The organism is Sphingobacteruim zhuxiongii (genome assembly GCF_009557615.1).
In the GTDB taxonomy this organism is placed as follows: domain Bacteria; phylum Bacteroidota; class Bacteroidia; order Sphingobacteriales; family Sphingobacteriaceae; genus Sphingobacterium; species Sphingobacterium zhuxiongii.
In genome coordinates, this window is record NZ_CP045652.1 from 404,423 (window position 1) to 417,484 (window position 13,062).

Here is a 13,062-nt window from a genome sequence, read left to right on the forward strand (position 1 = left end):
CATAAAAACGTAAAAGTGTTATTAAATCGGGTAATTATCTTTAATTTAGTGTCGGTTTATTCGTTATCTAAAAATGAAAACGCCGAATTATGATAAATCAAACTTTTAATTTTAATCGATAAGCAATGCGAAGACTTCTACTCTTTTCTCTCGCTCTAGGCTTAACTATGCCGTCCTACGCTTCATTTGCAGAAGCGGCGACTGCAGGTAACCTTAGAAAAAATGCAAGCTGGACGACTGCTTCTTCAGTTCTTCAAAATACGGTACAGGGGACCGTGTCTGGATCTGATGGACCAATCGCTGGTGCAACAGTTACAGTTATCGGTACTACAACGACAACTGTATCGGATGGCAATGGTAAATTCTCCATTCTAGCGCCTGTTGGTGCAAAATTGAGAATTTCGTTCATTGGCTACAATTCAAAAGAAGTAACAGTGGCAGGTAATACTGTAAATGTAACTCTAGATGATGCTGCTGATGTATTGGATGAAGTGGTTGTGGTAGGTTATGGTACGCAAAGGAAAGGGAACTTAACCGGTGCTGTATCATCTATCAGCGTGAAGGATAATCTTCAAGGGCGTCCAATTGCGGATGTTGGTCGTGGTATGCAGGGAACTACTCCTGGTTTAACCGTTACGATCCCTTCGGGAGAAGTTGGTTCAGATCCTCGTATCAAAATTCGTGGAGCGCTTGCGTCCATGCAAGCGAATGGTGATCCGCTAATTTTGGTGGACAACGTCGAGATACCAAGTATTCAATATGTAAATCCTGACGATATTGAATCGGTTACGGTATTGAAAGACGCCGCATCCTCTTCAATTTATGGAGCGAAGGCCGCATTCGGTGTTATTTTAATAACTACGAAGACAGGGTCTAAGTCTGAAAAGATTGACATTAGTGTTTCAAGTAACCTTTCACTACAAAATCCATTCAAGAAATATGAAGTAGGTGGGATTAACTCATTGAAATATATCAGAGATGCTTTCCAACGTGTTGGTGATAACATCGCGGGAGCTTTCTATTATGTAACTGCCGATAGTTATGATAAAGCCGTTGAGTGGGAAGAAAAATACGGTGGTAAGTTAGGTGTAAATGATCCAACAGTTTATGGACGTGACTGGATTGTCGATCCAACAAATACAGGCCGTAAATTAGGTTTACGCACGTATGACCCTTATGAATATATGGTACGTGAATGGGCGCCAACCTACACTAACAATGCTTCCATTAATGGAAATATGGGTAAAACGCGCTTCACAGGAAGTTTTGGACATATCGCACAGAGTGGGATGTTGAAGCCTGGAAACTCGGATAAATTCCGACGTTCAAACGCTGCTGTTCGCGTTAATACTGATTTAAGTGATTACGTAACTGTACGAGGTGGAATAATGTTTTCACAACGTAATAAGCTGTATCCATACGCAACGAACTCTACAGGAGCGGATCCTTGGTACTACATGTACCGTTGGAGTAACATATACCCAATGGGAAATGATGAGCATGGAAATCCAATCCGTTCACCTTGGAGCGAGTATGGAGCTTCGAACGAAGCATCAATGAAGCGTAACTATGTGAATATGAATGTGGGTACTACAATCAATATCAAGTCAAACTGGAAAGTGGATATCGATTACAACTTCACAAACGAAGAGTATAATTGGTTTAGACCAGGAACTCGATTTACAGGAGCGAATAGCTGGACTGCCCCAGTTAAGCGTTTAGATGCAAGTGGAAATCAAGTATATGTGAATAATGAGGGTGTTGTTGTTGATGCTTCGTCAACAGGAGCGATGCCGGCGTATGATCTGTTAAATCATGAATATACGTCTCCTGGTGCAAATCCGGATCATGTGAGTCAATATACAGGGAATGAAAACAAGCATACATTAAATGCATTCACGACCTACAATTTGAATTTGAATAACGATCATGATTTCAAATTTATTTTAGGTACGAATTTGGTTTCTGATAACGGTCGTTACAATTCGATCACAAGAAATAACATCTTGGATATAACGAACCCACAGATTGACCTAGCAATGAGTCAAACTCCAACTGTATCCGGTGGAACAACTTGGGCTGGACAGTTAGGTTATTTTGGACGTGTAAACTATGCTTACAAAAACAAATATTTAGTTGAGGCGAACTTACGTTATGACGGTTCTTCTAAATTCTTGGAAGACTTAAGATGGAGATGGTTTCCTTCATTCTCTGCGGGATGGGTAGCCTCAGAAGAGAGCTTCATGGACTGGGCAAAACCTGCATTATCGCAATTGAAATTTAGAGGATCATATGGTGTGATTGGTAACCAAGCGGTTCCCGCAAGTTTATACAGTCCAACAATGGATTCAAAAGAATCGACTTGGATAGCGGCTGGCTCTAAATTGTTGTATCTAACCTCACCAGCATACAGTTTGAGTAATATTACTTGGGAAGATTTGGAGACAATTGACCTTGGTGTTGACGCACGTTTCTTAAATAATAAGTTAGGCCTTGTGTTTGATTATTATCAAAGAACAACGAAGAACATGTTCGCGCCAGTGGAAGGTACTACTTGGACTTTAGGTGGAAACGCACCTCTGGGTAATTTTGGAGACTTGGAAACGAAAGGATTCGAGATCGCGGTAGATTATAACACTCGTTTTGAAAATGGTTTAGGGATTAACATTCGCGCAAACTTTGATGATGCGATTTCTAGATTTTATAACTATACCGATAAGCGTCTGATGACTTCAAACTATGACGGACGTGCTTATGGTGATATCTGGGGATATGAAACTGATCGACTTTATCAGTTAGATGACTTTGTCTTGGGTCCAGATGGTAATGCGCAGTTATTTGCTCCAACAGAAGCTATGACTAAGTATTATAAAAGTGGAAACAGTCAAACCTATTTACAAAAGGCAGGTGCAAATGGAGAGGATCCTATTTATCAAATGTATTTGGAAAATTCTGCAACCTTCAATTTTGGTCCAGGTGACGTAAAATTCAAAGATTTAAATGGTGATGGTGAGATCGACAATGGCGATGGGTCAATCGATAACCCTGGTGATATGAAGATTATAGGTAATTCAACGCCGCGATATAATTACGGTCTTCGTTTAGGTGCTGACTACAAAGGCTTCGACTTCTCTATATTCTTACAAGGCGTTGGAAAAAGGGAAATGTGGGGTAAAGGTGCTTTGGTAATTCCTGGTTTCAATACAGGTGACGGTGCAATGGCTACTGCTATCGCAAATGACTACTGGACTAAAGATAATACAGGAGCATTTTATCCAGCTGCTTATAACAACGCAAATGGAAATACCACCAATAACATGCAGATACAAACTCGCTACTTATTAGATATGTCTTATTTGCGTATTAAAAATATGACATTGGGTTATTCTATTCCGCAATCGGTATTAAGCAAAGCGAAGATAAATTCATTGCGCGTGTACGTGGCGTTAGAAAATTTTGTGACTTGGGATAACTTAAAAGGTTTACCTGTAGATCCTGAAACTGTAGATGGATATAACTTAATGAACACTACGAATTACAATGATGGAAGAACGGGTATCGGTACTCCAACATTCAAGAGTGCGTCATTTGGTTTACAATTGAACTTTTAATAAAAACGAAGATGAAAAAAATATCATATATTCTTCTTAGTGCGTCCTTGCTTTTGACTGGTTGTGAGAAGCTATTGGATAGACCTGAATTAAATAAAGTAACGGATTCAGACAAGACATTTTGGCGTAATGAAACAGATATTAGACTATTTGCAAATGGTTTTTATCCAAATACATTCGTTGGTTATAATAGTGGTTTTGCTACTGATTACGCACCCTTAACGGGTTATAATTTCTCTGATGATCTCACATCAGAGAGTCAACAAGCGGCACTGCTTGGTTCTGTTCCTACAAACGTGGGGGGGAGTACATCAGATATTATCGCAAGTTTGAGATCTGAGCATCCAGGTCCGAACTGGAATTTTTACTGGGTGAGAAGAGCAAACTTGATGATTCAACGTCTAGAAACGCTTACTCAACCTAAGTTAGACGAAGCGAGCTATAAACACTGGATGGCTGTAAGTCGTTTCTTTAGAGGAAACGAATACGCTAAACTTGTGAGCAACTTTGGAGATGTTCCATACTATGATGCTCCGATTGAGCCGACAGATTACGATGCGCAATACAAGGATCGTACAGCACGTGGCGAAGTAATGGATAAGGTGTACGACGATTTTAAATATACCTTAGAAAATATGCGCGAATCTGATGGGGTAGGTTTTGTAAATCGCTATGCAGCAGCTGCATTGATATCAAATGTGATGTTGTTTGAAGGTTCTTGGCAGACTTACCATAACTTGGACAAGACGAGAGCAAAAAAATATCTTGAGTTGTCAAGAGATGCTGCGCAATATGTAATGGATAGCGGAAAATGGAGCTTCGGATCAGACTTTAAAAGTCTTTTCGCTTCGGAGAGTTTGCAAGGTCATAAGGAGGTTATTTTCTCCCGCGTTTACGACGATTTGCAGGCAGTTAGACATTCCGTTGGTTCCTACAGCAATGGTACAGAGAAACAAAATAGATCTATAAATTTGAATTTACTTGATGCATTTATTTGCAACGATGGTAAGTATTGGAAAAGTTCGACAACGGCGGATGCTTCTAATTTCAGATTGAAGGAATTGGTGAAGACTCGCGACCCTAGGCTAGAAGCAACCATTATGGATACTGTCAATACGCCAGCAATTGGAACGCACGTTTATGCACATAAATTTGCAGGTAGAGAAGTTTTAAGTTATTTATATAGTGGAGATGCGTATCCTGCGAAATGGTACTCTAGCACGAATACGAATGACGCTCCTGTAGCCCGTTTAGCAGAAGTTGTGTTGAATTGGGTCGAAGCTAAACAAATACTAAACGAAAATTACGGTGGTGTAGCGGTAACGCAGTCGGATTTAGATAAGTCAATCAATGCTATTCGTCAAAGACCACTCGATGCAACTGCGACTGCAAAAGGTGTAAAACAAACGGCACCGTTAAGTTTGGCGTCTTTGCCTGTTGATCCGAATCGCGATTCGGATGTATCTCAATTAATGTGGGAGATTCGTCGCGAAAGACGTATGGAATTTGTATTCGAATATGCTCGGATTCAGGATTTGAGAAGATGGAAGAAGCTACATTATCTAAATTTTGAGAAGGTAGACTATAAATTAGGATCTTGGATAATCGGTAAATTAGATTACAAAGATGAGGCGAAACCAGGGAAAATTCTAGCTTCCTATATCAATCGACTAAAGGTTATGAAGAAAGACGGTACGGTTGTAACTTATAATGGTACTAATGATGCCGAAATGGAAGGTTTTTATGTGGTAAATAATTTTGTAAATCGTCTAGCAGTAGAGAATAGAAATTATCTCTCTCCTGTAAGCCAGGCCTTACTTCAAGAGTATGAGGCCGCAGGTTATAAATTAACGCAAACCCCAGGCTGGTAAATTATATAATAGAATATTCACAAAAGGTCAAGTAATTGACCTTTTGTTTTAAAACGCTATATGAAAAGAATTCTTTTTTTATTGTTGCTTGTTCCAACGTTTCTAAACGCCCAATCTTTTCGTTTCGCTCAGGTGACCGACACGCATGTTGGGGGTGCAACAGGTGCTGATGATCTTCGCAGAACTGTTCAGGATTTGAATCAGATGCGAGATATCGATTTTGTGATTTTATCGGGGGATGTTACTGAGTTTGGTTCTGATGAAGAACTTGCCTTAGCAAAACGTATATTGGACAGTCTAAACCTTCCATTATACGTTATTCCAGGAAATCATGATAGCAATTGGTCAGAGAGTGGAGCAAATACGTTCCGTCGTGTATTCGGGAGTGAGATGTTTTTCTTTAAGCATAAAGGATATCAGTTTATTGGAACGACCTCTGGGCCAAATATGCGAATGAGTCCTGGGCAGATTCCTCGTGAAAATCTGGTATGGATGGATTCGGTTTTTAATGCAAATAAAGACGCAGAGATGCCCTTGATTGCGATCAATCACTATCCGCTAGATGAGTCGTTGAATAATTGGTATGAATCAATTAATCGCCTTAAAACACGTAATGTGCAATTGGCCCTTTGTGGTCATGGACATCAAAATCGTTTATACGATTGGGAAGGTATCCCTGGCGTTATGTCAAGGTCGAATTTGCGGGCAAAGGAAGTCATTGGAGGATATAATATAATAACGATTAAAAATGATTCGGCAATTTTTCAAGTGCGCCGACCGTTATCCATTACGGAGGATGCATGGTTAACTGTTCCTCTTCGTTCTGTACGTACGAATTCCACCAACGTGTCGGCTCGTCCAAACTATGATATGAATAATACCAGTAAAGCAAAGCTTGTTTGGGAATATGAAGATCATGGAGATATTGGCGCGGGGATGAGTACCGATCAGCGATATGTTTTTACAGCCAATACCGTAGGTGAGGTCTTTGCCTTGGATATGAAATCTGGGAAATTAATTTGGAAGTTTAAGACTGGAGGAAAAGTATATTCTACACCGGCTTTTCACCAAGGAACAGTCGTTGTTGGCTCTTCTGATCATTTTATTTATGGGCTTGATTCAAAGACTGGTCTTTTAAAATGGAAACTTGAGGCTGGTAAGGCGGTCTTGGGATCGGCAGCAGTCGATCAAGGGAAAGCTTATATTGGGGCCTCTGACGGAATTTTTCGATGCATCAACGTGTCAGATGGTAAATTGATTTGGGCTTTCGATCAGGTAAAGGGCTATGTTTCAACAAGACCAACAATAGCCAATGATAAAGTTATCTTTGGTTCCTGGAATAACGGTTTTTATGCGCTGGATAAATTAACTGGAAAGTTGGTTTGGGAATGGTCGAATGGGCATCAGAATCGTATGTTTTCAGCAGCGGCCTGTTATCCAGTCGTGAGTAATAATCGGGTGTTTATAGTGGCCCCCGATCGTTACATGACGGCAATTGACTTAAAATCAGGAAAAACGATTTGGAGAGAAAAAATTGATTCTGAAAAAGTAAGGGAATCAATGGGGCTTTCTCATGATAAGAAGCATGTCTATGCAAAGACTATGGACGGTGAAGTTATCGCGGTTCCAGTTCATGCAGACAAGATGGATGTGGTTTGGAAGTCTAAATTGAAACTTCCGTACGAATTGGCGCCTACAGCACTACAAAGTAATCGACACTTGATATTTGTTCCAAGTGATAAAGGTTTATTTTCAGCAGTAGATAATAAATCTGGAGAAGTTAAATGGCAGTATAAAATATCAAACGGTATGATCAATCCACCTTTGTTATCGAAGAACAGCGTCATTGTCAGTACAATGGATGGGAAAATCGTAATGCTTTCCTACTAGAGTTTTTGTTAGGAAGATGAAATTGTAATTTGATAAGTCTTAATCGTGTTGTCAATCGTTTATACCGATGATTAGGCGGCTGCCTGAGATGAATAGGAAATATTATTAAACAAAACATGCATAGTGTTGCATATTATTCATGGATGGCAGTAATGTTGTTATGATTCTGTTGAAAGACGGCAACAGGATTTTGCTTAATATTTAAAAGAATCGTGTCTTGTTTGGACTTGCAAATCTCTGATTTATTCATTCTAACCGAGGCTTACAGATAATTTTTTAATCGATAGTGTGAAAATTCTGATTGATTGAATTGGAAAAATGATAAATTCGCCTATCAAAACTAAATGAAAAACGCTTTTGCATGTTGTTGCGTTTTTTAGAAAATAATCGCATATTTACGGAAAGTTATAGAAGTATTTCAAAATGCTACACAGTATGATCAACACAACGGAGAAGGATTCCAATTATCAGGAATTAGACAAAATGTCTGTTCAGGAGATTCTGATTAATATTAATAATGAAGATAAAACCGTTCCGTTGGCGGTGGAGAGGGAGATTGCTCACATTGAATCCTTAGTAAAAGTGATCGTGGAGCGAATGAAAAAAGGTGGACGTTTATTCTATATCGGTGCTGGAACGAGTGGGCGTCTAGGTATACTTGATGCTTCGGAGTGTCCTCCGACCTATGGTGTTCCGTTTGATTGGGTAATTGGACTAATTGCTGGAGGAGACACTGCCATTCGTAAGGCTGTAGAATTTGCGGAAGATGACGAAGAGCAAGCTTGGAAAGATTTAGAAGAGTATGCTATCAATGCCAATGACGTTGTTATTGGAATCGCCGCTTCTGGTACAACCCCATACGTAATTGGTGGTTTGAACCGCGCAAACGAAAAAGGAATTGCTACCGGTTGTATTGTTTGTAATGGGAACTCCCCAATTGCAGCGATTGCGCAATATCCGGTGGAATTGATTGTTGGACCTGAATTTGTAACGGGATCGACACGTATGAAAGCTGGTACAGCACAAAAATTAGCCTTGAATATGATTAGTACCGCAGTTATGATACAATTAGGCCGTGTTAAGGGGAATAAGATGGTCGACATGCAACTTTCCAATCATAAGCTTGTTGGGCGTGGCGTACGTATGGTGATGGCTGAAACGGGAACAGATCAGGAAACAGCTACAGCGCTAATCGAGAAATTTGGTAATGTACGAAAGGCTATCGATAATTTTAACCTTCAAAAGAACAGCTAAACAAATTTATGTCACCTATTATATTATTATCTTTTCTAGTTGTTTATTTCGGAATCTTGTTGGCGGTGTCGTATTTCACATCCAAGGATTCTTCCGATAATTCAACATTTTTCGTTGCCAACCGTAACTCTAAATGGTATATGGTTGCCTTCGGAATGATTGGTACAGCATTGTCCGGTGTAACATTTATCTCCGTTCCTGGAGATGTAGGAAATACCCCTGGAGGATTAACTGAGCCAAACAACTTTAGTTATTTTCAATTCGTTATTGGAAATGCAATTGGATTTGTGGTGATTGCCTATGTTCTATTGCCTCTTTATTACCGAATGAATCTAACTTCTATTTATACCTATCTAGAAGAACGCTTAGGTCATAAAAGTTATAAATCGGGTGCCATGATCTTCTTGATCTCTAGAACAATTGGTTCCGCATTTCGCTTATATCTAGTTGCTATCGTTTTGCAGCGCTATATTTTTGATGCTTGGAAAGTTCCATTTATTCTTACGGTAGCTGTTTGTTTATTCCTAATATGGTTATATACCAATAAAGGAGGGCTTAAAACCATTATCATTACCGATACGCTTCAAACAACATTTTTGTTATTAGCTGTTCTGCTTTCGATTTACTTCATGGCTGACGGTCTTGGTTTAACAGTGTTCGAAGCTTTTGAGAAAGTGAAAGAAAGCTCTTACTCGAAAATCTTTGTTTGGGAGAATTTGTTAGGCGATACGAGACATATCTTGAAACATATAATCGGAGGTGCTTTTGTTACGATTGCCATGACTGGTTTAGATCAGGATTTGATGCAAAAGAATTTGAGTATGAAGACGATTGGCGAGGCGCAAAAGAATATGATGACTTTTACAGGTATCTTCATTGTCATCAATTTATTCTTTTTAGCCGTTGGAGCTCTATTGTATTTTTATGCGGATGCAAATGGGATCAAATTATCGGATATTGGGAAGTCAGATTATTTGTATCCGGAAATAGCATTGCGCCATTTGACGCTTCTTCCAGGAATTATCTTTATGATGGGATTGACGGCAGCGACATTTGCAACGACTGACTCGGCATTAACCGCTTTAACGACTTCATATTGTGTTGACTTTTTGAACTTCAACAAAAAGGAAAATCCAAATGATCCGAAGCTGGTTAAACAACGTAATTTGGTACATTTTGCTTTCTCTATTGTGATGTTATTGGTGATTCTATTGTTTCATTGGATAAATGATGAATCGGTAGTTTCTGCTATTTTCAAAATTGCTGGTTACACTTATGGACCGTTGCTAGGCTTATTCTCTTTTGGTATTCTGACTAAGCGAAGAGTGAATGATAATCTTGTTCCTATTATCTGTGTGATATCGCCATTATTGATTTTCTTACTAAATCATTATGTGTTACCGCATACGGCTTATAAAATTGGTTTTGAACTGATTGTCTATAATGGTTTGATTACTTACTTATTGTTATTAATTACTTCGCCAGGTAAGGTTGAAGGTAAAATAGCAGGTAGCAAATAATTGCTAATCTGAATGATTTGTGTGTGCAAAAAAAATCCAGTAGTTTTGACTACTAAGTATATTTTGCACACATGTATCATTTAATCGAAGAATCTATCCAATCTATACGTCGCAAAATAGGCGACTTCTCACCAGAATTTGGTATTATTTTAGGTACAGGTCTTGGTAAACTCGTTAACGAGATCGAACATCAAATGATGTACTCCAATATTCCAAATTTTCCAATATCTACGGTAGAATTTCATACCGGTAAACTCATCTTTGGTAAATTAAATGGACGTCGCGTAGTTGCAATGCAAGGTCGCCTTCATTTTTATGAAGGTTACTCGATGCAGGAGATTACCTTTCCGGTTCGTGTTATGAAGGCCTTGGGGATTGAAAAGCTCTTTGTTTCCAATGCCTCTGGTTCATTAAATCCATCGATTAAGAAAGGAGATATTGGCATTATTGAAGATCATATTAACTTGTTGCCTGACAATCCATTGAGAGGCGCTAATGATGAGAACTTCGGGCCTCGTTTTCCTGATATGAGCCAACCTTACGATCGTAAAATGATTAAGCAAGGTATGAAAATTGCGAATGAGCATGGAATTACCGCGCATGAGGTTGTTTATGTTTCTGCACCTGGGCCAAATTTAGAGACCAGAGCCGAGTATCGCTATATGCGAATTATTGGCGGGGATATTGTAGGGATGAGTACTGTTCCGGAGGTCATCGTTGCTAATCATATGGGTTTACCTGTCTTTGCAATATCTGTCATCACGGATGAAGGGTTTCATGATGATCTAAAGCCTGTTTCTTTAGAGGAAATTGTTGCAGTTGCGACTGAGGCGGAACCGAAGATGACGAGTATATTAAAAGAATTGATTGCATTGCAATAATCTTGGATTTTTGCCCTATTTTTGAGGTCGTTTATTTAGAGATCCTTACATGAGTATACTGAGTAGGTTGTTATTGATATTGCTGTTGTTCGCTCTTGGTCCAAAGGCTTACGCCCAAGTGGAAGAGGAATTTAGTTCAGCGCTCGATTCAGCCCGTGCGAAAGAAGATAATAAGAAAGATTCTGTTGTATTTACGGCAAAATATGTACGCTATACGAATTTAGCGACCATGAAACGTTTGACAAAAACATATCAGTTAGATACGTCTCACGTAAATTTCCAATATTACAATAAGCAAAATTTACCTTGGAATCCAAGTATTAACTTAGGGTCTTATGGCTTAGCAACACGTGATTTGTTGTATACGCCAAATAAGAATATTGGTTTCCAATCTGGTTATCATGCGTTAGAACGCTATATATTACATCCTGATTCGGTTGAATACTTTCGTGCTAGAGCAAGATTTTCTGAGCTCTATGCAGTGGGGTTTTTCTTTGATGATCAGGTGTTTCGAGCACGTATTGCTCAAAATATAAATCCTAACCTTAATATTGGCGCAGAATATCATGCAAGTAATACTGATGGGTATTATAAGAATCAGGAATATAGTGATCGAAAGGGCGCTGTTTTTTCTTGGTATGAGTCGCCAAGTAAACGTTATAATTTATTAACGAATTTTACCTTTAACACCGTTGATGCTTCGGAGAATGGATCCGTTCTAAATGACACCCTTTTTAGAGATACGGGTGATGACTCAGGAAATCCGGCGCGGTATCCAGTTCGTTTGAACGGTCAACAAAAGAATCGACCATACAATAAGTGGAAAGACTTCGGTTTATTCCTTAGGCAGTCGTATTACATGGGTAGAATTGATACCGTGAATAAGGGTTTGCCAGACGCAGAAATTCATCCCACGAATGTGATTGCACATAATTCTAGTATTAGACAGCAAAAGTTTCTATTCTTTAAAAATGAAGCTGATGGTAATAACGCTTTTCCATTGGCCAACTATACGGAAGTGCACGATACAACGAAAATTACAACCATTTCGAATGATTTTACGTATAGCTTCTTCCTGAGGAGTAAATCGTTGAAGAATGAGGCTAGAGTTGAGTTGGGATTTCAAAACGATTTGATTTGGTATGCCGATAGTGTACTCAGCCAAATGTATCAGAACAGTATGGCAAAAGGTAATATTGGGTATAAATTTAGCGATAAAGTCGATGTGAATTTTTCTGCGAAGCAAATACTTCTAGGAAGGAACATTGGCGACTTCTTGTATGAAGCTTATGCAGATGTTCATTTGAACGATGCGATCGGGAAATTACGCATTGGCGCGTATACGCAAAATCAATCGCCTGAGATGATTTATCAAACGGCTAACCTAACTTATCACTCTTGGGCAGATCTTGGCTTAGATAAGATTAAAACGCAGAATTTAAACTTTTCCTACGCGAATAAGAAGATTGGCTTTAGCGGTAAGGTTGAATATTTTCTAATTAACAATTATACCTACTTTACAGAACGAACTGATCCCGCGACAGGCGGATTGATCGAGAAGGATATTACTCCAACACAAGCGGGAAATCTAAACCTTTTGAAAGTGACCGTCGGGCAGAATTTTAAGTTCCGAAGATTTCACTTAGATAATATGGTGGTTTATCAGAAGTCTGATGCGATGGATGTTTTAGCAACGCCTGAATTGTATACTTTTCACAGCTTGTATTACGCGAACATACTATACAATGTAATGGATTTCCGAATTGGAGCAGATGTTCGTTTTAACACGCCTTTTCGTACACCTTCTTATGCAATCAATGCTGGACAATTCTATAACGATAATTTAGGGATCAATTTCTCGACTTATCCCGTTGTGGATTTTTGGTTAACGGCGAATATTGATCGTGTGAACTTGTTTCTAAGTTATAATTTTGCGAATCAACATGTGTATCCGAACGGATATTATACGGTTCGCCGATACCCAATGAATCCAGCAAACTTGCGTTTTGGAGTGTCTTGGAAGTTCTATGATTAG

The 13,062-nt window shown here is 39.0% G+C and carries 7 protein-coding genes; all 7 read left to right on the forward strand.

Annotated elements, in window-relative coordinates:
* Positions 1 to 125: 125 nt before the first annotated feature.
* Positions 126 to 3,611, forward strand: coding sequence for a SusC/RagA family TonB-linked outer membrane protein (locus GFH32_RS01720; protein WP_153509437.1), 3,486 nt, complete (start codon positions 126 to 128; stop codon positions 3,609 to 3,611).
* A gap of 11 nt (positions 3,612 to 3,622) precedes the next feature.
* On the forward strand, positions 3,623 to 5,482 hold the full coding sequence (locus tag GFH32_RS01725) for a RagB/SusD family nutrient uptake outer membrane protein (RefSeq protein ID WP_153509438.1): 1,860 nt from the start codon (positions 3,623 to 3,625) through the stop codon (positions 5,480 to 5,482).
* Positions 5,483 to 5,542: 60 nt separating this feature from the next.
* The gene (locus tag GFH32_RS01730; protein WP_153509439.1) at positions 5,543 to 7,372 is read left to right on the forward strand and encodes an outer membrane protein assembly factor BamB family protein; all 1,830 of its coding nucleotides are present in this window, start codon (positions 5,543 to 5,545) and stop codon (positions 7,370 to 7,372) included.
* Between the two features lie 435 nt (positions 7,373 to 7,807).
* On the forward strand, positions 7,808 to 8,626 hold the full coding sequence (murQ, locus tag GFH32_RS01735; RefSeq protein WP_153509440.1) for an N-acetylmuramic acid 6-phosphate etherase: 819 nt from the start codon (positions 7,808 to 7,810) through the stop codon (positions 8,624 to 8,626).
* A gap of 8 nt (positions 8,627 to 8,634) precedes the next feature.
* Positions 8,635 to 10,146 (forward strand): sodium:solute symporter, encoded by a 1,512-nt coding sequence (locus GFH32_RS01740; RefSeq protein ID WP_153509441.1) that lies wholly within the window; start codon positions 8,635 to 8,637, stop codon positions 10,144 to 10,146.
* 71 nt (positions 10,147 to 10,217) lie between these two features.
* The gene (locus GFH32_RS01745; protein ID WP_153509442.1) at positions 10,218 to 11,027 is read left to right on the forward strand and encodes a purine-nucleoside phosphorylase; all 810 of its coding nucleotides are present in this window, start codon (positions 10,218 to 10,220) and stop codon (positions 11,025 to 11,027) included.
* Between the two features lie 49 nt (positions 11,028 to 11,076).
* On the forward strand, positions 11,077 to 13,062 hold the full coding sequence (locus GFH32_RS01750) for a putative porin (protein ID WP_153509443.1): 1,986 nt from the start codon (positions 11,077 to 11,079) through the stop codon (positions 13,060 to 13,062).

Bases quoted from the DNA above. Each gene is read 5' to 3' on its own strand.
- GFH32_RS01745 (WP_153509442.1), top strand. From the start codon at position 10,218: ATGTATCATTTAATCGAAGAATCTATCCAATCTATACGTCGCAAAATA.
- GFH32_RS01720 (WP_153509437.1), top strand. From the start codon at position 126: ATGCGAAGACTTCTACTCTTTTCTCTCGCTCTAGGCTTAACTATGCCG.
- GFH32_RS01740 (WP_153509441.1), top strand. From the start codon at position 8,635: ATGTCACCTATTATATTATTATCTTTTCTAGTTGTTTATTTCGGAATC.
- GFH32_RS01750 (WP_153509443.1), top strand. From the start codon at position 11,077: ATGAGTATACTGAGTAGGTTGTTATTGATATTGCTGTTGTTCGCTCTT.
- GFH32_RS01730 (WP_153509439.1), top strand. From the start codon at position 5,543: ATGAAAAGAATTCTTTTTTTATTGTTGCTTGTTCCAACGTTTCTAAAC.
- murQ (WP_153509440.1), top strand. From the start codon at position 7,808: ATGATCAACACAACGGAGAAGGATTCCAATTATCAGGAATTAGACAAA.
- GFH32_RS01725 (WP_153509438.1), top strand. From the start codon at position 3,623: ATGAAAAAAATATCATATATTCTTCTTAGTGCGTCCTTGCTTTTGACT.